General features: G+C 44.7%; 25 protein-coding genes. 11 read left to right on the top strand and 14 right to left on the bottom strand.

The genetic code is table 11. The annotated features are described in order from the left end of the window. Positions 1-59: 59 nt before the first annotated feature. A complete protein-coding gene (ciaB, locus tag MN086_RS00865; protein WP_248576175.1) occupies positions 60-1,889 on the bottom strand; it encodes an invasion protein CiaB in 1,830 nt (609 codons plus the stop codon). Then, a complete protein-coding gene (rdgB, locus tag MN086_RS00860) occupies positions 1,886-2,479 on the bottom strand; it encodes an RdgB/HAM1 family non-canonical purine NTP pyrophosphatase (RefSeq protein WP_248576174.1) in 594 nt (197 codons plus the stop codon). The genes ciaB and rdgB overlap by 4 nt, the downstream gene beginning before the upstream one ends. Positions 2,480-2,632: 153 nt before the next feature. On the opposite strand from rdgB, the gene MN086_RS00855 reads away from it, so the two are divergent. Together MN086_RS00855 and MN086_RS00850 are read left to right on the top strand one after the other, a co-directional pair. Next, the gene (locus MN086_RS00855) at positions 2,633-3,964 is read left to right on the top strand and encodes an MFS transporter (protein WP_248576173.1); all 1,332 of its coding nucleotides are present in this window, start codon (positions 2,633-2,635) and stop codon (positions 3,962-3,964) included. After that, the gene (locus MN086_RS00850; RefSeq protein ID WP_248576172.1) at positions 3,964-4,641 is read left to right on the top strand and encodes a hypothetical protein; all 678 of its coding nucleotides are present in this window, start codon (positions 3,964-3,966) and stop codon (positions 4,639-4,641) included. The genes MN086_RS00855 and MN086_RS00850 overlap by 1 nt, the downstream gene beginning before the upstream one ends. Positions 4,642-4,675: 34 nt before the next feature. On the opposite strand, the gene tkt is transcribed toward MN086_RS00850, so the two are convergent. Then, the gene (gene tkt / locus MN086_RS00845) at positions 4,676-6,664 is read right to left on the bottom strand and encodes a transketolase (RefSeq protein ID WP_248576171.1); all 1,989 of its coding nucleotides are present in this window, start codon (positions 6,662-6,664) and stop codon (positions 4,676-4,678) included. Positions 6,665-6,674: 10 nt separating this feature from the next. Continuing rightward, positions 6,675-7,523, bottom strand: a complete 849-nt coding sequence (locus MN086_RS00840) for a polyprenyl synthetase family protein (RefSeq protein ID WP_248576170.1) — start codon at positions 7,521-7,523, stop codon at positions 6,675-6,677. Between the two features lie 56 nt (positions 7,524-7,579). Between MN086_RS00840 and MN086_RS00835 the strand changes: the two genes are divergently transcribed. After that, positions 7,580-7,801 (top strand): hypothetical protein, encoded by a 222-nt coding sequence (locus MN086_RS00835; RefSeq protein ID WP_248576169.1) that lies wholly within the window; start codon positions 7,580-7,582, stop codon positions 7,799-7,801. Positions 7,802-8,014: 213 nt separating this feature from the next. Here the strand turns inward: MN086_RS00835 and MN086_RS00830 are convergent, their stop codons facing one another. Both MN086_RS00830 and MN086_RS00825 read right to left on the bottom strand, forming a co-directional pair. After that, positions 8,015-8,527: a shikimate kinase gene (locus MN086_RS00830; RefSeq protein ID WP_248576168.1), complete on the bottom strand. Its 513-nt coding sequence runs from the start codon at positions 8,525-8,527 to the stop codon at positions 8,015-8,017. A 3-nt stretch (positions 8,528-8,530) separates the two neighbouring features. Further along, a complete protein-coding gene (locus MN086_RS00825; RefSeq protein ID WP_223892169.1) occupies positions 8,531-8,773 on the bottom strand; it encodes a hypothetical protein in 243 nt (80 codons plus the stop codon). A 128-nt stretch (positions 8,774-8,901) separates the two neighbouring features. Between MN086_RS00825 and MN086_RS00820 the strand changes: the two genes are divergently transcribed. Continuing rightward, positions 8,902-9,597 carry an SDR family NAD(P)-dependent oxidoreductase gene (locus MN086_RS00820; protein WP_248576167.1) on the top strand — a complete coding sequence of 232 codons (696 nt, stop codon included), beginning with the start codon at positions 8,902-8,904 and terminating at the stop codon, positions 9,595-9,597. 13 nt (positions 9,598-9,610) lie between these two features. Here the strand turns inward: MN086_RS00820 and MN086_RS00815 are convergent, their stop codons facing one another. The 5 genes from MN086_RS00815 to MN086_RS00795 form a co-directional block, all read right to left on the bottom strand. Next, positions 9,611-10,936, bottom strand: coding sequence for an MATE family efflux transporter (locus tag MN086_RS00815; RefSeq protein ID WP_248576166.1), 1,326 nt, complete (start codon positions 10,934-10,936; stop codon positions 9,611-9,613). Between the two features lie 9 nt (positions 10,937-10,945). After that, positions 10,946-11,266, bottom strand: a complete 321-nt coding sequence (locus tag MN086_RS00810) for a hypothetical protein (protein ID WP_248576165.1) — start codon at positions 11,264-11,266, stop codon at positions 10,946-10,948. Positions 11,267-11,485: 219 nt separating this feature from the next. Then, the gene (locus MN086_RS00805; RefSeq protein ID WP_248576164.1) at positions 11,486-12,019 is read right to left on the bottom strand and encodes a hypothetical protein; all 534 of its coding nucleotides are present in this window, start codon (positions 12,017-12,019) and stop codon (positions 11,486-11,488) included. 316 nt (positions 12,020-12,335) lie between these two features. Continuing rightward, positions 12,336-12,608 (bottom strand): DUF4389 domain-containing protein, encoded by a 273-nt coding sequence (locus tag MN086_RS00800; RefSeq protein ID WP_248576163.1) that lies wholly within the window; start codon positions 12,606-12,608, stop codon positions 12,336-12,338. 79 nt (positions 12,609-12,687) lie between these two features. After that, positions 12,688-13,821 (bottom strand): site-2 protease family protein, encoded by a 1,134-nt coding sequence (locus MN086_RS00795; protein ID WP_248576162.1) that lies wholly within the window; start codon positions 13,819-13,821, stop codon positions 12,688-12,690. Between the two features lie 172 nt (positions 13,822-13,993). On the opposite strand from MN086_RS00795, the gene thpR reads away from it, so the two are divergent. Continuing rightward, the gene (gene thpR / locus MN086_RS00790; RefSeq protein WP_248576161.1) at positions 13,994-14,494 is read left to right on the top strand and encodes an RNA 2',3'-cyclic phosphodiesterase; all 501 of its coding nucleotides are present in this window, start codon (positions 13,994-13,996) and stop codon (positions 14,492-14,494) included. On the opposite strand, the gene purN is transcribed toward thpR, so the two are convergent. Continuing rightward, positions 14,491-15,048, bottom strand: a complete 558-nt coding sequence (purN, locus tag MN086_RS00785; RefSeq protein WP_248576160.1) for a phosphoribosylglycinamide formyltransferase — start codon at positions 15,046-15,048, stop codon at positions 14,491-14,493. The two genes, thpR and purN, sit on opposite strands and share 4 nt — an antisense overlap. A gap of 54 nt (positions 15,049-15,102) precedes the next feature. Then, positions 15,103-16,521, bottom strand: a complete 1,419-nt coding sequence (locus MN086_RS00780; protein WP_248576159.1) for an NAD(P)H-hydrate dehydratase — start codon at positions 16,519-16,521, stop codon at positions 15,103-15,105. Between the two features lie 131 nt (positions 16,522-16,652). Here MN086_RS00780 and rpsU point away from each other — a divergent pair, with 131 nt between their 5' ends. The 6 genes from rpsU (at position 16,653) to MN086_RS00750 (ending at position 22,301) form a co-directional block, all read left to right on the top strand. After that, a complete protein-coding gene (rpsU, locus tag MN086_RS00775) occupies positions 16,653-16,865 on the top strand; it encodes a 30S ribosomal protein S21 (RefSeq protein WP_008245774.1) in 213 nt (70 codons plus the stop codon). Between the two features lie 136 nt (positions 16,866-17,001). Beyond that, positions 17,002-18,165: a formate-dependent phosphoribosylglycinamide formyltransferase gene (gene purT / locus MN086_RS00770; protein WP_248576158.1), complete on the top strand. Its 1,164-nt coding sequence runs from the start codon at positions 17,002-17,004 to the stop codon at positions 18,163-18,165. An 11-nt stretch (positions 18,166-18,176) separates the two neighbouring features. Next, positions 18,177-19,034 (top strand): hypothetical protein, encoded by an 858-nt coding sequence (locus tag MN086_RS00765; protein WP_248576157.1) that lies wholly within the window; start codon positions 18,177-18,179, stop codon positions 19,032-19,034. Positions 19,035-19,042: 8 nt separating this feature from the next. After that, positions 19,043-19,978 carry a D-2-hydroxyacid dehydrogenase gene (locus MN086_RS00760; RefSeq protein WP_248576156.1) on the top strand — a complete coding sequence of 312 codons (936 nt, stop codon included), beginning with the start codon at positions 19,043-19,045 and terminating at the stop codon, positions 19,976-19,978. Further along, on the top strand, positions 19,975-21,579 hold the full coding sequence (locus MN086_RS00755) for an FAD-binding protein (protein ID WP_248576155.1): 1,605 nt from the start codon (positions 19,975-19,977) through the stop codon (positions 21,577-21,579). Before MN086_RS00760 ends, MN086_RS00755 begins: the two co-directional genes overlap by 4 nt. Further along, positions 21,570-22,301 (top strand): succinate dehydrogenase/fumarate reductase iron-sulfur subunit, encoded by a 732-nt coding sequence (locus MN086_RS00750; RefSeq protein ID WP_248576154.1) that lies wholly within the window; start codon positions 21,570-21,572, stop codon positions 22,299-22,301. Before MN086_RS00755 ends, MN086_RS00750 begins: the two co-directional genes overlap by 10 nt. Here MN086_RS00750 and leuC read toward each other — a convergent pair. Beyond that, positions 22,298-23,578 (bottom strand): 3-isopropylmalate dehydratase large subunit, encoded by a 1,281-nt coding sequence (leuC, locus tag MN086_RS00745; RefSeq protein ID WP_248576153.1) that lies wholly within the window; start codon positions 23,576-23,578, stop codon positions 22,298-22,300. The two genes, MN086_RS00750 and leuC, sit on opposite strands and share 4 nt — an antisense overlap. Between the last annotated feature and the right edge of the window lie 82 nt (positions 23,579-23,660).

Genomic DNA, 23,660 nt, shown 5'->3' with positions numbered 1-23,660 from the left:
TGGTGAAGGAGAATAATTAAATAATACCAGAAGAGGAGGAGATCCCCTCTGCTCCGTTTTTAGGAGAGTACGGTTGTTTGCTGACCTATCTCTTTATATCTTCTGTAATAGTGCTCTACAAACGCCCTGATCTCCTCTTTTACCGGTAAAAATACACCATTTTCCTTACGCGCATAGGTGCTCAAATAGAGGTTTGCATCCACTTTTGAAAGATAATTTTCTGCCAGATTTTTATAGGCATTTTGATAGGTCTCTTTCATCTTGTCATATTTGCTGTAGTCGATCTGTATCTCGCCGTCATAGGTAATGACCCCTGAGCTGAAGAGGATATCAAGATGAATCAACCCTTCACAATAATAGGGCAATACTTCACCGACTTCACGCCACGCCATTAGCCCCACTGCACGGAAAACAAGGTCATTGACAATGTGCTCTTTAAGTGCTTCACGTTCATTATGAAAAAACGCCATCAAACCGCCTGAAGTGGCTTTAAACTCTTCGATATTTTTAAACTGCCCGGAGCAGTTCATCTTGGTCTCTGTATCTGCATCTATCCATAAGATATGCCCGTACTCATGCCCTACCGTGGAGATATCGTAGATCTCTTGCCAAAGATCGGGATCTGTATCAATAAGCTCTCGTTGCGCCTTCACAAAATCTTCACCCATTGTTTCGACTGAAAGTTTCATGATCGGCTTAGATTTTTTAGACTCCATGACAAAGTCGGCATACGCAAAGATCTTTTTCCCAAGTTCTGAGGAAACCTGTTCATCATTGGGTACGACCTGTGCCGAGAAAAGACCATTGAATTCTGCTCCGTAGTAAAGAACGGGTTGACCTATATAGAGTTGGGTTTCATCAACCTGTAAAAGGTTTTTGCTCATCGTATGCAAGGCATCTTGACCAAAATTTTTTGCCATTTCATAGGCAAAAAGTTTAATGTTGTTACGTGTACTTGATCCTTCTTGTAATTTGGGGTTGACAATACGCAGATCCCATTCCAACGCAACAGCTTTTCTATAATGGTCTTCATAATACTCTAACGGATGCCCTACCTGCAAGGGTGTCGTAACCGCCATCCAGCGTCTGTCCACATCTGCCCATTTACCTATGAGTTCATCGGTTTTCGTATGTGTAAAGGCGATTTTGAGCGCTGTAAAATAGGCTATCCATTCCGCTTTTTGATCAAAGACATCATCTTCATGTTGGTGCAAAAGTGCAATGAGCTGTTCAAGTGCTGTCGTCACTTGTGCCACCTCTTCAGGAAATGCTTCTGCATAAGCAATGCTTTTATACTCTCCATCCTCTTTTTTAAGTACAGAGTAGGATCTATCTCCTACAGATCCGCTCTCATCCCTGTCCAACAGAGACTCGTTCTGAAGCATCTCAAAGACTTTTGCATCATCACCATGAAACATTTCACTGAGCTCAAGGTTTACAGAATAAAGAATATGGTGTGTCCAGTGACTTTGCCAGACGCTCATAGCAAGACCGACATGATGTACACCCAACATCAATGAACGGTAAAAAGGGGTAAGAAGCTGCTTCTCCTCCACCCATGCAATGAAATTTTCATGCCGTGTGATATGCATCGTACTGACAAAACCGTATGCCAATTCTTTTTTGACTCTGATCTCATCTTCAGAACACCCCTGTTTTTCCAATACCTGCTCCAGGGCATCTTCACGAAGATTAACGATACGTGTCAGTGCAGCCATCGTAGCATCATCATCTCTGGGTATATCGATAAGCGTTAAAAAAGCATCCACGATCTCGTTTGCTTTGTCATGTCCCTTATCTAAAAGTTCATAGTAGGCATTAAGCGTTGCCTGTCTGCTTTGCAGTTCGTCATAAATGACCTGCAGGTCTTCCATAAACTGTTTTTTCATTGTTTACCCTTTAACATTTGTATGATCGGTTTGGCCAACTTCATTGCCTGTGCTCTGTGTGACATCTCTTTTTTAACACTCTCATCCAATTCGCCCAAAGTCTTGTCAAACCCCGCAGGGATGAAAATAGGGTCATACCCGAATCCCTTGTCCCCTCTCACCTCATCTATGACATCTCCATGCATCCAGCCATGTACCACATACTCTCCATACTTGGAGACAATGGCGATCGCCGCCGTATAATATGCCGGTGTAGACTTGAGCCCTTTTTCTTTCACTGCTTCTATGAGCTTATAGAGGTTCTCTTTATCTGTGGCACCCTCTCCTGCATAACGTGCGGAGTAGATCCCCGGTGCCCCGTCAAGTATAGGGAGGGAGATACCGCTGTCATCGGATATCACCAGATACTCTTCCCCCAGTTTTTCATAGATTGCACGTGCTTTGATAAGTGCATTGGCCGCAAATGTATCGCCGTCCTCTACGATATCAAATTCACCTAAAAGTTCAGAAAAAGCGACCACTTCATCTTCACACATTTGTTTGAATTCACGTAGCTTTCCTTTATTCCCTGTCGCTAACACCATACGCATTTCAATCTCCTTCTTACAGCGTGAAACCGTGTGAAAATACCTTCCACTCAGGCTTCCTATTTTGCGTGAGATGACAGATCTTTACCTATATCATCTACTCTTAAATATTTCGTTATATAATGAGAGAAATTTTATCTAAATAGAGGTATCACTATGATTAAACAGATCATGCCGCTCAGTCTCATTGTGGGATTGAGATTTTTTGGACTCTTTATCGTTCTTCCTGTTCTCTCCATCTATGCACTTGATATGGAAGGTGCAACACCCTTCCTTGCAGGACTTGTTGTAGGGGGTTATGCCCTTACACAGGCGGCTTTTCAGGTACCATTTGGACTAGCGAGTGACAAACTGGGACGTAAGAAGACCCTGCTTTTTGGTCTGATCATCTTTATTATCGGTTCTGTGATCGCTGCGGTGAGTGAAAATATCTATATGCTTCTTATCGGACGTTTCCTTCAGGGTGCAGGCGCCATCGGTTCTGTGGTCTCAGCAATGGTTGCAGACTTGGTAAAAGAGGAGCAGCGTGCACATGCCATGGCCATCATGGGTGGGACGATCGCACTGAGCTTTGCCGCAGCGATGATCATCGCGCCTGTTGTGGGCGGTCACTGGGGGATAGACAAACTCTTTTGGCTGACGGCGATTCTTTCAGTGATGGCGATAGGTATCTTATTTACTTCCGTACCTCAACCTCCGACGATCGTACACAGCTATGAAGAGGAGGAGTCCAAAATGATAGAGGTCTTTAAAGACAGATCACTGACACGTATGTATATTACTTTTCTTTTCCACTCCTCTATTATGACCATGGCATTTTTTATCATCCCCGTCGTCATGACACATGGACTCACAGAGGGCGGATTTGGTTGGGATAAATCCGAACTCTGGAAAGTCTATTTCCCTGCAATGATCTTTGGTTTCTTTGCTATGGCACCTGCAGCGATATTCGGAGAGAAGTACGGAAAAGGGAAACAGGTCTTTATGATCTCGGTTTCCGTGATCTTCCTAGGGTTTCTTGCGATGGGATTTGCAAGTACAGCATGGGTCTTTGTCGTGGGTGTAGTACTTTTCTTCATCGGGTTCAATATGTTTGAGCCTCTCTTGCAGAGTTTCGTGGCCAAATTCGCCAAGGTCCACCAAAAAGGTGCGGCCCTGGGTGTAGCCAATACCTTTGCCTATGTAGGTATCTTCCTGGGAGGTCTGCTTGCTGGTTGGCTTATGCAGCACTATGACAGAGCTACACTTGCCGTTGTGGTGGCGATGATCTCTATAGTATGGTTCATCTGGGTAGCTACCATGCCAAACCCGAACAACCGAGGGAATGTCTACCTTCCTCTGGATATTTTCGACCGTGAAAGGGTGGCTTCACTGAAGAGTCATGAAGCGATCGTAGAGAGTTATGTGAATGAAACAGAAAACATCGCTGTCATCAAATACGAAAAAGACCTCATAGATGAAGATGAGATCAGAGGGATGCTGAGCTGATGCTTACACCTCTCATCAAAGAGCTTCAAGAGTCACTGCAACACACGCCTTCTAAGATACAGATCAAAGAGTCATTACATCTGTGCTTTAATGAGAGTACCTATGGTTGCCAAAAAGCGTATCCTGTCGCTATAGTGCATGAAAAAACAAGGATCACCGACCCCGTATCTCTTACTTTTTTCACACAGAGCAACCTGATAGATACAGAGGGATTTACCCCTTGTACATATGATGATACGCAGATCGAACAGATCGTTGCCCATGCACCTGATTACATCCAAAGGGTCAACTACATGGTTGCCTCAAGTAAATCCATTCCTAAACCGGCATTTTTCAATAAATTCAAACACGACTACTGGAAAAAGATCCAAAGTGTCGATGGTCTGGAAGCTGTGATCGAAGTCACGGTATTGGCCGACGATACTACAGCGTGTGAAGCGGAAGCCTCTTTACGTGCCATCATACGAAAAAGAAAAGAGGTGCATCAGTTAAAAAAACTCACCTTTGTCTGGATCGTAGAGATAGAAGGGCAAAGCAACTCCATAGAGAGAGTACTGAAACACTATTTTAAAGAAGATTATACTGTGATACGAAATGCAGAAAAGAGCTACTATCTAGGATGGAGCACACCACTGCAAAGTATCAACATGCGTTACTTTGTATGCCCACCCCAATAAAACACTGAGGTTTTAAACGAAGCGGATAGAGCGCTTAGAGTTTACACTCTCCAAGCTCCACTTCTCTGTACTCTACATCCATCAAGGCACATGCACGTTTCATGATGCCTTCTTGCGTAAATCCGAACTTCTCAAAGAGCTGTTCTGCCGGTGCTGAGGCTCCGAAACTCTCCATACCGAGAACATCATCCGCATAACGGTAGTACTCTGTACCTGTCGCTGCTTCGACTGCAAGTACTTTTGTATTTGGATCCACCACAGCTGCTTTGTACTCTGCATCCTGCTCATTGAAAAGATCCAAACATGGTACAGAGACAACGTTTGCTTTGATACCGAGTACAGCCAGGTGGCATGCTGCCTTTAGACAAGGCATCAACTCTGAACCTGAAGCCATCAATGTAAAGTTCGCATCTTTTCTTTTCTTGACGATGTAGGCACCTCTGCTTACCTCACCGAAATCTCTTTTTGGCTTCAATGTTTCAAGCTTTTGACGGCTCAATACAAAACCGTGCGGCGCTTGCATCGTCAGTGCTGTTCTCCATGCTTCTACATTCTCCGTTGCATCTGCCGGTCTCCATACATAGAAGTTAGGCAGTGCTCTAAACTGAGAGAGGTGTTCAATAGGCTCATGGGTAGGACCATCTTCCCCTACACCGATACTGTCATGCGTCCAGACAAAGAAGTTTTGGATCTTTGTCAACGCTGCGATACGTGCAGCAGGCTTCAAATAATCAGAGAATACAAAGAAGGTTGCATTGAACGGGATCGTCGTACCATAGAGTGCCATCGCATTCGTGATCGCTGCCATAGAGTGCTCACGGATACCAAAGTGAAGGTTTCTTCCTTTAGGGAAGTCTCCCAGATCTTTGAGCTCTGTTTTGTTCGACGGTGCCAGGTCTGCTGAACCACCGATGAAAGATGGAACCGCTGTCGCAATAGCGTTAAGGATCTTACCGTTTGAATCTCTGGTTGCCATCGTTTTATCTCCAGAGAAGTCCGGGAACTCGATCGCTGAGAAATCAGGGTTAAGAAGTCTATCCAACGCTTCATTCTGCTCGATAAGCGGTGCTTCTTTTTGTCTGTGTATCCACTCTTTCTCTGCAAGTTCACCTTGCTCTAGTGCACATCTGAATCTCAGCAGCACATCTTCTGGAATCTGGAAGAATGCTTCAGGGTCAAACCCTTCTTTTGCTTTTGACTCCGCGATGATATCTGCACCTAGAGGCGCACCATGTGTATGATGAGAGCCTTCCATATCACCTGCACCCTTACCGATGATCGTATTGGCGATGATGATCGTAGGTTTCGTAGCGGTTTGTACCTCTTCCAAGGCTTTCTCGATATCATCATAACAGTGACCGTTGATCTTCATCACGTTCCAGTTCTGTGCATCAAAACGTTTTTCAACATCTTCACTCCATGCGATGCTTGTATCACCCTCGATCGTGATCTCATTGTTGTCATAGATAAGCACCAGATCTTTAAGCCCCAAGTGTCCGGCAAGTGCACAGGCTTCGTAAGAGATACCTTCCTGCAAGTCACCGTCACCACAGAGACAGTAGACTTTATGGTCTATCAGTTCGCAGGTCTCTGAGTTTACCTGATTGGCTGTATAAGCTTCTGCCATAGCAAAACCTACCGCATTGGCGATACCCTGTCCCAAAGGCCCTGTAGTGATCTCTATACCTTCAGTATGCCCATACTCCGGGTGCCCCGGAGTCTTGGAGTCTAATTGACGGAAATTTTTCAGATCATCAATCGTCACATCGTAGCCCCAAAGATGTAAAAGAGAGTAGATCAGTGCAGATGCATGTCCCCCTGAGAAAACCAAGCGGTCACGGTTGAGCCATTTCGGGTTTTTAGGGTTATGGCTCAGTTTTTCACTCAATACCACTGCGATATCTGCAAGACCCATAGGTGCACCCGGGTGTCCTGAATTTGCTTTTTGTACCGCATCAGCGGCTAAAAATCTGATCGTGTTTGCCATCTTTTTGCGCATCTTGTTCTGCTCTGTCATTGCCATAGTTATTCCTTTAGTTGTGTCTGTATAGGTATGTGTTCATTAAGGGTTGTAAAGCTGTTTGTAACTTCTCATCAAAGTCTTCAAATCGTCTTTGTAAATCTTTTGCCAAACTGTCTGCCTCTTCAAGCGTCTTTTCCAGTCCTAAAAGATTGACAAAGCTATTTTTATCACTGTCATTTCCTGTCGGTTTTCCCGCCTCTTCTTCACTCTGTGTCTCATCTATGATATCATCTTGTATCTGGAAGAGCAGCCCAAGATCGATACCGAAATCATAGAGTGCATCCTGTGCTTTCTTCTCAAGCCCCACGATCACCGCTCCCATCTGCATGGAGGTAGCGATGAGTTTGGCTGTTTTGTTTTTATGGAGTGTTTTGACCTGTTCTATATCCAATGGCTGGTTTTCAAAATAGCAGTCTATGGCTTGTCCAAGTACCATACCGCGACCGCCTCCATCGCGTGCAAGTAACTCTACCAGTTTTATTTTCACATCTTCGCGCAGCGGTGCCTTGGCAATGAGATAAAACGCATCGGTGTTAAGCGCATCTCCTGCAAGAATAGCGGTCACTTCATCAAAACGCTTATGCAGCGTCTCATGTCCGCGACGCAGATCCGCATCATCCATTGCAGGCAGATCATCATGTATCAGTGAATAGGTATGGAACATTTCAAGTGCCAATGCTACGGGTAAAGCACCGTTATAAAGCATCGGTTCATACGCATCAACGATATTCAGAAGCAACATAGGACGGAAACGTTTCCCCCCGGCAGTCAGCATCACACCGAGCGCTTCTTCATATACGGGATGGAAACTTGGTACTTTTGGTAAGTTTTCATTTAGATACGTTTCAAATCGTTGCATGCACACTCTCGAAGTTTATTTGTTGAAATTATATCAAATTTGGATAAAATAAGCATATGAAAAAAGAAACATCACTCTTACTTATCACATGGACCAAACGGCTGCTGGGGTTTATCGCTTTTTTAGTGTGGGGATATGTGATTTTCACCATCTCACAATCTCCAGCCCCATTTATAGAACAGGCACCCTACTGTATGGGCAGCACCATGCTCATCTTCGCTCTCTTGACCGCAGTCTATAAAGGGTTGGATTATTTGATTTCACAAAATAATAAGTAATATCTCTCACTATTTATAAATTCTGTCGTGGCGAATACCCTTGTAAGTGAAGCGATTGTCCTCGTTCCTACGGGATTACATCGAGAGACACGACGATTCTTGCTTCTCTCCAAGGGTACTTCTTCCTTTTGTCAGGGCGCTTTTTCTAAAAAAGTAAGAGGGGAACAACACCACAGATTAAACAAAAAGGCAATTTAGTCAATCAAATAAACTTTAAACCTTGCATTTCTTAGCAATTTGCTTGATCTGTTCCTCTAAAGTAAGCTTCTCTACATCGATGATCACATCCGCGACTTTTCTATAGGCCTTTTCACGTTCATCATAGAGTTTCTTCGCCTTTTTCTCATCTGAAAAAAGTGGACGTTTTGCCAGTTTTGATTCAGCATTTTTCGCTGTTTTCAGACGGTTGTGGATCCATTCAAACGAAGCATCGAGCAAGACGACCGTCCCCAGCTTCTTCAGGTTATCCACTTTGTAGAAACCGCCGCCGCAAGAGATGAGCGTACCTGTCACGCATTTCTCTATCCAGTTGGCGGTTTCCTGCTCCTGTGCCCTAAAATACGCTTCGCCTTTTTTAGCAAATATTTTTTTGACCTCTTTGTTCTCTTTGGACTCTATAAGATCATCCGTATCTATGATATAGGTACCGTATTTTTTTGTAAATGCACGCGCAGTCGTACCTTTTCCTACACCCATGAAACCTATGAGGATAATATTCTTTTTCAAGGCTTATACCATGTTGTAACGATCGATAATTCTTGAAAGACGTTTACGCAGATTTTTCAATGCCACCGTAGCATTTTCACCTTCAGCAACAAGAGATTCAAACTCATCGAACTGTATCTTGGCAACCCAACCGATCTTTGTATGTTTTTTGATCCCGACAAAACGTACTTCGCCGAAATGCTCTTTTGCCATTTTATAAATTCGCTCAATTCTTTGATCTAAAGTTTTTACTTCTTTATTGCTCATTGCTTTCCTTTTTGATTAGATAAACCCCGTTCAAATATCATATTTCCATTATGCTTCATGGGACTTTTACTTTCTGATATAATTATATCATATCAAAATGGCAAATATATTACAAAAGGATGACAGTGATGAAAAACATTCTGATTACAGGTGTGAGTTCAGGACTTGGTGAAGCTTTGGCTATACAATATTTGGAAAATGGTGACAGTGTCTATGCGATAGGCAAAACCCTGCCAAAAAAACTTGACCATTATCCCCATTTTTTCTTTTTCCCGTATGATCTGAGTGAAACTTTCATGATCCAATCGACACTCAAAGAGTTTTTACAGCACCGCTCCTTTGACATGGTGATCCTCAATGCCGGGCTTTTAGGTGAGATCACGACACTTTCCAAGACAGACCTCATGGATGCCAAAGCGGTGATGGAGGTCAATGTCTGGGCGAACAAAGAACTCATAGACACCCTCCATGCACATGCAGCACATGTAAACCAGATCGTAGGCATCAGTTCAGGTGCGGCAGTGAACGGTTCCAAAGGCTGGGGAGCCTACGCACTCTCAAAAGCTGCGCTGAACATGCTACTGAGTGTCTATGCCAAAGAGTTGCCCGAGATCCATTTTACCGCGCTGGCACCCGGAGTCATCCGTACCCCTATGGTTGAGCATATCATAGAAGAGGTGGATGATACGCTCTTCCCATCAGCCAAAAGACTCAAAGAGAACCCTATCCAAACACCTGGGGAAGCCGCCAAGAACCTCATCGCTACATTTCCCAAACTTCTGGCCTATGAGAGCGGAAGTTTTTTAGATGTAAGGACGATGTAAAGCAATAGATCATTTAGACTTTGATCTTTTGCCACTGACCTTTATCAAAGGTCCTCCAGAGCCATGTGGCTTTGACAAACGTATCTGATATCATCGCGATATAGACCAGCAAGATAGACTCAAAATACCAGCTCAACACAAACGCAGGGATGATACGCACAAGCCACACAGAAACAAGGTTGATCTTCAATGTCCGCTTGGTATCCCCTGCACCACGCAGGGCACCAGAGAGGACAAAATTATAGGCCAAAGGGATCTGTGAGAGTCCGACGATACGCAGATAGAGACTCGCTTCTTCAATGGTCTGTGCATCATCGGTAAAGAGCCACACGATCTTCTCCGGCATAAAGATCATAAAGAACGAAAGAAAGAACATGAAGCCTACCGTGTATTTGAGCACGAGAATGACATCCTCCCTGGACTGTTCAGGTTTTTTTGCACCTAACCCCTGTCCCATCAGCGCCATTGCGGCAATGGTAAATCCGATACCCGGCATAAAAGCCAACCCTTCTACCCTTAACCCTATCTGGTACCCTGCCAAGACTTCTGTCCCAAACTGTGCGATGATCACCGTAAAGAGCATAAAGCTTCCAAAGGTCAAAGAGCGTTCAAACGAAGCGGGGATACCTACTTTAAGTGCACGCTTTAAAAGAGATTGCGAGTAGTGCCAGGCAGGGATATAGGGGGTTTTCTCTCTAAGGTAGAGAACCATATAGACGATCATCTCCAAGATATTGACGATCACGGTACCTACCGCTGCACCCATCACACCCAGCTGTGGAAATCCGTGATTCCCGAAGATCAACAGGTAATTCAAAAATACATTGAGTGCAATGGAGGCTATCTTGATCTGCATCGGTGTTTTGGTATCTCCCGCAGCATTGAGCGCCGTAACAAAGACCAGTTTGGCAAGGACAAACGGCAACATCCATGTCAATGTTTGTACATACTCCTCACCTAATCTGACAACCTCGTGTACGGTGCCAAACCATACATAGACATTGGATGCAAAAAAGTACCAGAATCCCATCACAGGCAAAGAGAGGAAAAGAGCGAATTGAAGCAGCGTTGAAAGCCCCGTAGAAGCACGCCTGAATTGCCCTGCACCCACAAAACGTGAAAGCAGTGCAGAGGTACCTATGTGAAGCAAAGAGAGCATTGCAAACAAGAACATCAGTGACTGCAGCCCAAGCCCTACTGCTGCCACGGCAAAAGCGGAAAGCCGTCCCACCATGATAAGGTCTGTGATCACTTGAAGCATATCGAGCAGGGAATTCACCGCTGCAGGGAGTGCAAGTTTGAGTATCTTTTGGTGTTTTTTAGGAAAAAATCGTATCAAGAAGAACCGTTACCCTACGATCTGTGCAACATAGACATACAACAGGACAATGATCAGTGAAGCTGTAGCCATCGTCCATATAAAGGCAGCCATCATTCTGCCTGCATTGAACATTTGTCTATATTTATAAAGAAGAATGGGGAAAATGACCAGTGCCACAAACACCGGGAAATACATCAACGGGCTTATACCATACTCTTCTATAGCATACCCGACCGCTACAAAAGAAGTATAGATGATGATATAGACCATAGTGAGCACTATCATCTGTGCGATCATAAAGAGTACTTTGGCACCTGCTTTGTTTTTTTCATCGTCGTAGGACTGCATATCTTTATTCCTCTATGGTATCTTTGCGGAATTATAGCACACCGTTTGTTTCAACATCTTATTGAAATAGATTCTTTCATTCGCGTTTCGTGTATATGTCGTTTTCAATATAAAAGATGAAAATAGAAAACCTTATAAATTTATATATTTTATAAGGTTTTAGAGTAACGTTAAATCTAACCGGTGCCAAAGGCCTCTGGATGGGTATTTTGTTCAATTTCAGCGAAAGCTAAATGCATCTGACGCATGTCCATTTTTAATAACCTTTAAATTCTCGAACCGCACGCCCGCGCCATGCTCTTCTTCCCAATTACACCCAAATTCAATTCCGAATCGATGATTTTCTGATTTATCAGGGTCTTTAATGTGAATAGCAACTATGCCACATAGATTCTTGAGATCCTGTGGACCTGAAATTTCCGGGACTACATCGTCTGGATTTTCATCAATAAGACACTCAAGTACGTATTCCCGATTCTCCCAGTACTGATCAACCATAGCAGCAAGAGCTAAATTAAGAATTTCATCCGCATGATCGCTGATCCATTTGGATTCGGAAAGGAAAGTATCTTTGTCCATGTCCTTATCGGCTGAATAATCGACGGTTCCATCCGATGGTTCATTGCTGGATAGAGCGCCATAAGGACCATTTCTGACGTTTAGACCAGCAAAGCCAGATGATTTTATAGATGTGTAGATAAAATATTCATCCGTCTTTGTCTCTGGATATAGTGGGGCATCTGTGTTGTACATTAGTTGGTCCTATGAAATCGAACTATTTATTAGAGGAACACTACGCTCTCTATCCTCTTAATTGGAGTATTTGATAGTATAGATGATGTGCCCTGAGCAACTGCTTGTGTAATTGCTTAAAAATGAAAACCTTATAATCTAACATATTTTATAAGGTTATTCGCTGTAGCGACGTTTGCGGGCGATAAATTTACACCTTTCAATAGAAAACCTTATAAAATGTTCTATCATAGTAGGTTTTATAAGGTTTTTATTTAGGTGGGTATACTTGAATAATCTGTTGCTTCAAGACTAAAAAGAAAGCATAAACTGCTTTCTAAACATCTGGCCAATCGCCAAATGGCCATGGTTTTTCATCTGTGTTTAATCCTACATAAGAGACCAGCTGTTTTGCGTACTCCGACAAACCTTCTGTAAATTCTAAGATCTTCTCATTAGGCTCACCTGACAGCCAAGTGTAGATAAATTGGGTAATAGCGACCACAAAAAGCACCATAGAGATAAATCTGCCTATGATCAGATATAAAAGTATATAGACTGCCCTTGCGATCCCTGGTTTTTCTCGCTCATTCGTTTCGATCTCTTCCATCTTGACTCCCTTTTTGATTTGATTATATCAAATTTATTCGCCTGACTGCAAATCCTGTCTCTCTATATAGCAGGATTTTCTACGGTATGGTTTCCAGCTCCATTTTCAGTGCGATATATTCAAGCAGGTCCTTGAGCGTGATGATACCAACAACTTTATGGTGTTCAACGACTAGAAGACGTGTATATCCACTTTCATTCATTCGGTTCAGGGCATCGTCGATAGGCGTATTTGCGTCGATCGAATTGGAGGGGTTTTGTGCTTCCATGACCTCTCCGACAAGGAGATGCTTCCACTCTTCATGGGTATGCAGCTTCAGCATCTGAACCGTGATGACTCCAAAGATCTTCCCCTCTTTGACCACAGGGAACATTTTGTAGTGATAGCGGTAGAGATACCTCTCAACAAAAGTTTGCAGTGTGATATCAAAAGGCACACTCACGGGTGAGGGGTTCATAAAATGACGTACGGTTTTTCCTTCAAATGACTCCTTTATGACTAACCTTTGGTACGAAGCATTTGCAGCGAAGAAAAGAAAAGATCCGATAAGTATCCACCATAATCCTCCTATGGGATTATCTCCTATCATATGCATAAACCCCATAAAAATAATGACAACGGCAAATAGTAGACTGATACGCGAAGCGATCTGTGTTCCCCAGTGGATATCACCCTTTATCCACCATAGAAATGAACGAAGTACCCGTCCCCCATCGGTTGGGAATGCGGGGATGAGATTGAAGATGGCAACCAACAGGTTGATCGTACTCAAATAGCCCAAAAGCGCTACAACGGGTACTGAGAATTTCATGGTCTCCGCAGCTTGTGCAAGACCACTGAATATGATGGAGAGCGTAAAGCTGGCTATCGGCCCTGCGATCGCCATAAAAAATTCACTTTTGGGCGTGCTGGGTTCATCCTGCATCTCAGCCACACCTCCAAAGATAAAGAGCGTGATACCTTTGATCTTCAAGCCATATTTACGGGCGATCAGTGCGTGGGAAAATTCATGAATGATGATGGAAATAAAAAGCCCTATGGCACCAATGACTCCCATCCACCAGTAGGTTTGAGGGCTGAGTCCCGGGAAATAACTCGGGAAGAACCCTTTAGAGAGCGACCATACCACCAAAAAAAGGATAATACCCCAGCTCACATCGAGTGATACTGTAAAACCAAGCAGTTTGAATAGTGCTATTTTTCTTTTGAACATGCTAGACCTTCACAACTTTTATAGGATCATTTTTTAATTATAGCGATTTTTTATTCTATCTGATTTTTGACCTCATTCAACGCATTCCCTACTGGGATCACTGATACCTTAAAGAAAAAAGTGAAAAAGTATGTCAAAATATCACAGTGCATTACTAAAAAAGGCAGCCTAAATGAGACTCTTCATCGGTTCACCCGTCATCCTGGATGACTATGCTTCCATCCAGGAGGATTTCAAAGATATTATCGAAGGGAAGTGGGTAGCAGAGCAAAACCTGCATCTGACCTGGGTATTTCTGGGTGATGTGGAAGAGGTAAAACCTATCATAGATAAACTCAAGGGGGTATCTCCCCTGGAACATCAAACCGGCATAAAAGAGTTGGGGTATTTTGGACGGCCGCCTAAAATCTTTTTTGCTAAATCCGAAGAGAAGGCACTTTACGACAAAGCAAGGGAGCTCAGAGGTTCAGGCTTTGACCTTTACCGTTTCAAACCACACATCACACTCTGCCGTATCAAAGCCATACGTGATTACAAAGCATACAAAGAGAAACTCAAAACCTATCGTGAAAGATCTTTGGGCGTCATACTCCCTGAGATACACCTCTATGAGAGCAGCCTATCCTCCAAGGGTGCACACTACAGTTGCAGATATAGCCTCAAAAAAACTTAGCTCAGCACCTTTTGAATGGCTTCTGCCAGTGCCTCTTTTTCAATACTCCGTACCTTTTTATCATAGGCTTCAAAACTCAGCCCCTCTTTGGCAACCTCTTTTTGCAAGATCACCTCTCCTCCATCCAGTTCGGAAGTGACATAATGCACCGATGCACCGCCATGGGTATGTTCGTCCTTATAACTCTTCTCTATAGCATTCAACCCTTTGTGTCTTGGGAGCAGAGAGGGATGAAGGTTGATACTTTTGATCTGGTCTGTAAAGGTGGGTGTCAAGATACGCATAAAGCCTGCAAGTACGGTGAGATCGGGATCGTACTTTTTCAGACACTCCACCACTGCTGCATCAAAGGCCTCCCTGCTCTCATACGTTTTTGAGTCGATGATCTCAAGAGGGATAGATGCCTCTTTTGCGATCTCTATCCCCTGGGCATTGGGATTATTTGTCAATGCGACAACCACTTCAAATCCTTTATGGTGTAAAGTCTTGACAATATACGCGAAGTTGCTTCCCTTACCGCTAAAAAGTACAGCTATTTTTTTACCATTTGCCATTCAATGCTTTCCTGCCTTGGTCTATCATGCTTATGTTCGTCGCATTGTAGCGTTTTAGCCCTTAACTGTACACTCTAATTTTCCTATCTCTTCTACCAGGTCCGTTGACAGCATCGCATAAGAAGAACCTTCATATTGATCTGCAGCGATCACTAGGGCCAAAGAAGCCTGAATGGCTGCATCAATGGCTGTATATCCCTGTGCAAGCAGTGCAACGATAAGACCCGAAAGTACATCTCCACTCCCCCCTTTGCTGAGCTTGGAACATCCCAAAGGGTTGATGTAGAGTCTCTCTTCCTGCATGATAAGGGTATTGGCCCCTTTAAGCAGGATCGTAATATGCGGATACTTGGTATTGAACTTTCGAACCATCTCAAAACGTCTGTTCTGGACTTGTGTAACCGTCAACTGCTCCCCTGTCACTGTTTTCCAAAGTACGACAAACTCTTTGGGATGCGGGGTGATGACGATCTCCCTGTCTTTCTGCTCCAAAACAGCCAGGATCTCTTCATTATAGAAACTGTCTGCATCCAAGACGATAGGCAGGTGGCTTTTTACCACATACTTCTGCAAAAACTCACTCTCAAAGTGGCACCCCAGTCCCATACCTATGGCCATAGCCGATGCATTGTCAGGGACAACCGTGGAGTGCATTAGATAAGCAGGCGGTGTGATCTTTTCGTGTACCACCAGTGTCGTAAGACCTGCACCAAATGTAGCCGCAGCCATACCGGAGATAATACCCGCACCCTCCTTTTCTCCGCAAAACACAGCGGCATGCCCGAAGCTGCCTTTGTGCGTGGACTGTTCTCTTCTGCTGGGAAGTTTCAGATCAGACTTCTCCAGCAGACAGGTGTGGCTCTCCCCCTCATAGAAGAGTGAACTCACGCCAAGATCAACACGTAAAAGTTCACCTACCACATCTTTGCAGGCATCTAGAAACAATGCCTCTTTATAGGCACCCATGGTCAAGGTCACATCTGCATGAAATGCCATAGGCATGAGTGTACCTTCCTCTCCTACCCCGGTAGGAATATCACAGGCGATCTTATGTGCTTTCATGGCATTGAGCTGATGCAGCAGATGTTCTGTATTCTCGTCGATATTCCGGTTGAGGCCTGCACCAAAGAGAGCATCCACCACTATATCCGCCTGGCTTATCTCATCAACTTTTTTGACACCTATAAGCGTGGCACGTTCCAACTGTATTTTTGCCATATCGGAACTGAGAGGATAAGGAAGATAGAGTTTCACCCTGTAATCTCCATGAAGCTGACGCCCCAATGCAATACCGTCTGCACCATTGTTCCCCATACCTGCCACGATCAGTACGGAACTCCCTTTGGGGAAATGTGTACGAATATAGCCAGCCATACCTGCAGCTGCATGCTCCATCAGTATATCTTCACTCAGCCCGTAGCTTTCATAACATCTTTTATCCAAGGCATAACAATTTTCAAATACTTTTTGCATCTTGACTCCTTCGGCGACTTATACTCTTCCCATTTTATCACAAATTAATACTATCTCGATATAATCCCATCATAATTTATCTATTTTGGTTCAGAACCAAAAAATCTTGATAAGGAAGGGGGTGCTTTTCGATGCCAGGAATTATGCTATCACAACGTGACTCTTTTGATGATGCTTACAGAAAATTCAAAAGACAATGCGACAGAAACCTTATCGTGACAGAAGCGAGAGCTAGACAAAACCACGAAACTGAGACTGAAAAGAGAAAAAAAGAGAAGATTGCAACTCGCAAGAAAATCCTTAAAAAACTCTTCATGCTTAGAAGATACGAGTCAAGACTGTAATCTTTACAGCAGCAGGGCATTTGCCCTGCGACTCATCCTACTTTTTTACTTAAACCGCCACAAATTTTCCTTTAACTCATTACATATTATTTAACTTTTCGCTAGAATAATCTCATATTTTTTCGAAGGTTTTCTTATGACATTTACGACCACATTACAAAAAGACGCTATTAAGATCATGCTCCTGGGTTCGGGTGAACTTGGCAAAGAGGTGGCTATTGAAGCACAACGACTTGGCATAGAGGTCGTCGCCGTAGATAAATATGAGAATGCCCCTGCACACCTTGTGGCCAACCGCTCTTATGCTATAGACATGCAGGACAAAGAAGCCGTACTTGCACTGATAGAGAAAGAGCAGCCGAGCTTTATCCTGCCTGAAGTGGAAGCTATCAGCATCGCGGCCCTCTTTGAAGCAGAAGCCAGAGGTTTTCATGTGATCCCAAATGCCGAAGCGGTCAATAAAACGATGAACCGCAAGAACATCCGTGTTTTTGCTGCAGAAGAGCTGGGGTTAAAGACAAGCAAGTATGAATTTGTTACGACACTCGATGGGCTCAAGGCTGCCGGTGAACGCATAGGTTTCCCTTGTGTCATAAAACCCGTGATGAGCTCATCCGGTCATGGGCAGAGTATCGCAAGAACCCCAGATGATATAGAGAGATCATGGGAGATGGCAAAAGAGGCACGTGGTGATGCTTCTGAACTGATCGTTGAAGAGTTCGTTCCTTTTGACTATGAGATCACGCTTTTGACCGTACGTAACGAAACAGGTACGACATTCTGTGAACCTATCGGGCATGTGCAAAAAGACGGGGATTTCATCCTCTCGTGGCAGCCGATGCAGATGACCCCGGCATCACTGAAAAAAGCACAAGAGATCGCAAAAGCAGTGACCGATGGGCTGGGTGGCCGCGGTATCTTCGGTGTGGAGTTCTTCGTGAAAGATGATGAAGTCTACTTCTCTGAACTCAGCCCGCGTCCTCATGATACAGGGATGGTCACACTCGTAACACAAAGCCAAAGTGAGTTTGCCCTGCATGTAAGAGCGGTACTTGGGCTCCCCCTTGACTTTACCTTCTACGGTTCCGGTGCCTGTGGTGCCTACAAAGCCAAAAATGAAAGCCACACCCCTACACTTGAAGTACCAGACACTGCCTTTACAAAAGACAGTTTTGTAAGGGTCTTTGGTAAACCTGAATCCCATGTAGGGCGTCGAATGGCAGTGAGTCTCGTACTCGATGAAGTAGAAGAGGCAAAAAGAAGAGCCACAGAGATCGTAGAATCCATTTCAGACAACTAAGGGGAGTTCGGATGCATTTTTTTGCTAGGGTTTTTTTACCCTTTTTACTCTTTGTCTATATTGCTATTGAGACGTATCTCAGAGTACAGCATACCTCTCTTTGCGGAGAAGTAGGGTGTGCACTTGCAGGAGAACTCCTTAGATTTGACCATATTTATCTCAATTATTTTGGTTTGGCCGGCGTACTCTCTTTGATCATTTCGGGCTACCTTTCACTCAAAATCCGTTTTTTTGAAACACTCTTTTTCATTATGCTTTACGCGGGTATAGCTTTTGAAGCAACCATCATAGGCTATCAGTTCATTTCAAATCCCGAACCCTGCCTCTTTTGCCTCAGTGTCTTCTCCTCTCTGCTTCTCATTGCACTCTTCAGTCAAGTGAGGCATTTTGCTGTGGTTCTGGCTATCGTGCTTTTCATTTTTATCGGTTTGAATACACTGACCATTCCTCAAAATCGATCGTTTGTGACCGCTCCTGGCCTCTACCTCATACAGTCAGAGACATGCAGCCATTGCAAAAGAGTCAAAGAGTATTTTTCAGAACATCAGATAGCCTATACCCCTATCGCTTCAAAAGAGATCAATGCCAGAGGATTTCTGAAATTTGTAGATATCGGCACTATCCCTGTACTCATTATCAAAGAGGCTTCAACTATCACCATTTTAAAGGGTGATAGAAAGATCATTGCATATTTTGATGCACAGCATAAAGAAGAAGTACATAAAGTAGCCCCAATGCCGGTACAAAGCACTGCACTGGAACTCTCTTCAGATTTCCTGGGAGCAGGAGGGGATGCAGGCTGTGCCCTGACCATCACAGAAACACCTTCCTGTGCAGATGATAATGCTACACCCATACCTCAACACTAAGGCAATAGATGAATATCGTATTACTTGACGCTAAAACATTAGGTGGTGACCTGGACATCACTGCACTGGAATCTTTTGGAACACTGACCGTCTACCAGACTACTTCTAAAGAAGAGACACTTGAACGCATCCAAAGTGCAGATATCATCATCACCAATAAAGTGGTCATCACTGCAGATATGATGGAAGCAACCCCTTCACTGAAACTCATCTGTATCGCTGCCACAGGCATGAACAATGTAGACCTGGATGCTGCCAAAGAGAAAGGGATAGAGGTCAAAAATGTTGCGGGATACTCAACTAAGAGTGTGGTGCAGCACACGTTTGCTATGGCACTTTATCTCCTTGAAAAAATGGCATATTATGATACTGTGGTAAAAGAGGGGTCATGGAGTGCATCAGGACTTTTTACCGATGTAAGCCAACCCTTTTATGAGATCTCAGGGAAAAAATGGGGCATTATCGGTTTTGGAACCATAGGCCAGGAGGTTGCCAAGATCGCAACGGCATTCGGGGCCGAAGTCTCTTACCACTCTACCAGCGGGAAAAATCTTCATCATGACTACCCGCATCAGAGTTTGGAATCTCTGCTCAAAGCGTGTGACATCATCTCTATTCATGCACCGCTCAATGATGCTACCTATAACCTCATCAACCAAAACAACCTGCCGTTTATCAAAGAGGATGGTATGATTTTAAACCTCGGACGGGGAGGCATCGTCAATGAAGCAGACCTGGCTTTGGAGCTTGACAAGCGGACCCTCTATGCCGGACTGGACGTACTTGAACAAGAACCGATTACCCTTAACAACAGACTCAATGAGGTCAAACATAAAGAGAGGCTCCTGATCACGCCGCATATGGCTTGGGCAAGCATCGAAGCGAGGAAAAAGCTTCTTGAAGGTATTGTAGAGAATATTCAACGATTTATGGAGCGCATATGATAGATGTACTGATCATCGGTTCTGGCGGTGCCGGACTCACAGCCGCACTGGCAGCAAAAGATGCCGGGGCTTCGGTCGCTGTAGCGGGGAAAGCCTATCCTACCAATTCACAAACCTCTATGGCACAGGGAGGTATGAACGCTGCCCTTGGCAATGTCGGTGAGGATGATATAGGTTCACACATTGCAGATACCATCAAGTCTGCAAAGGGACTTTGCGATGAAGTGATGGTAAAACATATGTGCGAAAATGCTCCGGGGACCATCGCGTGGTTGGAGAGTCTGGGTGTACCTTTTTCAAGACTTGACAACGGAAAATCCGGTACCCAAACCGTAGCCCAGCGTCAAATGGGGGGTGCCTCGGCAAAACGTGCCTGTTATGCCCAGGACTATACCGGACTCAAGATACTCCATACCCTTTATGACACCTGTTTGAAAGAAGAGATAGACTTTTTGGATGAACACTATCTTCTCAATCTCATCACAGAAGAAGGCACCGTCAAAGGTGCCACCTTTCTAGAGATACGTACAGGCGAAGTGAAGCAGATCAGTGCAAGATCCGTGATCATCGCTACAGGCGGATATGGTGCACTCTATCATGGATCCACGACCAATGCCTACGGTTCTACCGGTGATGGTGTAGCGGCTGTACTGCGTGCAGGCGGGGCAGTCTCTGACATGGAGTTCATCCAATTCCACCCCACAGCACTCAAACACTCCTCTATTTTGGTCTCTGAATCGGCCAGGGGAGAAGGCGGCTATCTGGTCAATGAAAAGGGAGAGCGTTTTGTAGATGAACTCAAGCCGCGTGATGAAGTGGCCCGTGCCATCTTCGGCCAGATCCAAGAGGGACAGCGTGTATTTTTGGATGTCCGTCACCTGGGAGAAGAAAAACTCATGGAACTGCTTCCCCAAGAGGTGGAGCTATGCAAACTGCATGAACATGTCGACCCTGCCAAAGAGCTTATTCCCATCCAGCCTGTCGCCCACTACACGATGGGCGGGATAGATGTCGATCAGGGCCTGGGGGTTCATGGGATCAAAGGATGCTTTGCCGTGGGTGAATGCTCCAATGCCAAAGTCCATGGTGCCAACCGTCTTGGCGGGAACTCTCTGCTTGAAATTACAGTATTTGGAAAATTGGCGGGAGAAAATGCCACTAAACATGCTGCTGATGCTAGTTCAAAACCTGCCGATGATGCACAACAACAAAAAGATACAGAAGCGGTCGAAGCACTTTTTGCACAAAAAGAGATTGTCAACTTTTACCCTTACAGAGAGAAGCTGGGGAATCTTTTGTATGAGAAGGTCGGTATTGTCAGAGACAATGCGCAGCTCCAAGATGCACTAAAAGAAGTAACCGCTATGCAAGAGATGCAAAAAGCGATGGGGATTGTCGATCAAAGCCGAGCGAACAATCAGAACCTCATAGAGTTTTTAGAGTTCCAAAATGCCCTGCTTCTGGCGCCTACGATCATCACATCGGCTATTGACAGAGATGAAAGCCGCGGTGCCCACTACAAAGTCGGATTCGAACAGGAAGATGAAACACACAAAAAACATACGCTCATCCAGTGGAAAAAGGAAGCAACATGCAGATAAAGATCCTTCGCTCTGAAACCGATACCCACCAGCTCTATACACTGCCTGCGGGAGAGATCCCTCTTTTGAATGCCTTGAGCTATATCAAAGAGACGCAAGATGCCACGCTGACTTTCTCTGCAGGATGCCGTGCTTCGGTCTGCGGTACCTGTGCTGTTCGCGTAAATGGAAGAGAAGAGCTTGCCTGTGCCTATAAAGTAAAACCCGGAGATATCATAGAACCGCTACAATACCATCCTGTACTGCGTGACCTCAAAGTGGACAAACACAGAGCCAAAGAGACCCTCTTGAAAAGTACCGCGTGGCTGCACACACCGCAGGAAGCTTCACTCACACACAGTGATGAAAAACTCTCTGAAAGACAGACAGACTGCATACTCTGCGACTCCTGCTACTCCGCCTGCCCTGTCTATGCAGTCAACCCAGATTTCCTTGGACCGTTCGCACTGACTCGTGCCTACCGCTACAGTACGGACAAACGTGAAAGCAGTACAAAAAACATTATAGATAACATTCAGAGTAATGGGGTGTGGGACTGTACCCTATGCGGCGAGTGTACCGCTGTCTGTCCAAAAGGTATAGACCCAAAAATGGACATTACGATGTTAAGAGGGCTCTCTGTACAGGAGGGATATCAGGATCCATCCTTTGCTACACAGAGTTTCGGCACGCCGGATTTTGGCGGCGGGGGATTTGGGTTTGACCCCAATGCAGGATTTTAGAGGTCTCTAGGATCCACGATCTTACCGGCGATGGCTGAAGCCGCTGCTACAGCTGAATTCGCCAGATAGATCTCAGAGGTTCTGGCACCCATACGGCCTACGAAGTTACGGTTTGTGGTAGCAACACAGCGCTCACCGTCTCCAAGGATACCCATATATCCACCCAGACAAGCACCACACGTAGGGTTAGAGACCACCGCACCCGCTTCGATCAGAATATCCATCAAACCTTCATGCTGTGCCTGAAGGAGTATCTTCTGTGTGGCTGGCGTCACGATCATACGTGTATGCTTTGCCACTCTTTTCCCTTTCATGATCTCCGCTGCGATACGAAGGTCCTCGATACGACCATTCGTACACGATCCGATCATTACCTGGTCTACCTTTAAATCATCTGCAACAGCTTGCTCTACAGGCTTACCATTTGATGGTAAGAAAGGATAAGCGATCACCGGTGAAAGTGCTGCGGTGTCTATCGTGATCACTTGGCAATACTCGGCATCCGCATCCGCCACATGGATCTTAGGTTCAGCTCTTAATCCGCCATTCACCTCTTTTCGCTCTTCAAGGTACGCCAATGTGATCTCATCGACTGCGAAGATACCATTTTTCGCTCCCGCTTCGATCACCATGTTCGAGATAGAGAATCTATCGTCCATACCAAGGTGCTGGACCGCTTCACCTGTGAATTCGATCGCTTTATACAAGGCACCATCCACACCTATCTGGCGGATAAGCTCCAAGATGATGTCTTTACCGTAAATATGCTCACCCGGAACACCTGTCAATTCCACTTTAATCGTTTCGGGTACTTTGAACCAGTTACCACCTGTGATCATACCGAATGAAAGGTCCGTACTTCCCATACCTGTTGAAAATGCACCCAGTGCACCATGCGTACAGGTATGGCTGTCCGCACCGATGATCACATCACCAGGAACAACCAACCCTTTTTCCGGAAGCAGTGCATGCTCAATACCCATATCTTTTTCATCGAAGAAATATTTCATATCATGCTTATAGGCAAAATCTCTGGAGATCTTTGCCTGGTTAGCTGAAGCAATATCTTTTGCCGGAATATAGTGATCCATCACGATACAAAAATTATCTGGTCTTGCCAACTTCTCAGCACCTGACTCTTCAAATGCTCTAATGGAAATAGGCGTCGTAATGTCATTTCCGATGATCATATCGATATCTACTCTAACGATCTCTCCTGCATGCACTTCACGCCCTGCATGCTCCGAGAAGATCTTCTCTGTCATAGTTTGTCCCATAGGTTGTCCTTTTATTCTAGAACGTTTTTTGAACAATGTCCAAAAAACTACGCTGCCATTATGGCAACTTACTTGATCGTTC

Source organism: Sulfurovum sp. XGS-02 (assembly GCF_023213175.1).
Taxonomy (GTDB): domain Bacteria; phylum Campylobacterota; class Campylobacteria; order Campylobacterales; family Sulfurovaceae; genus Sulfurovum.
This window is presented reverse-complemented; position numbering and strand designations above follow the sequence as displayed.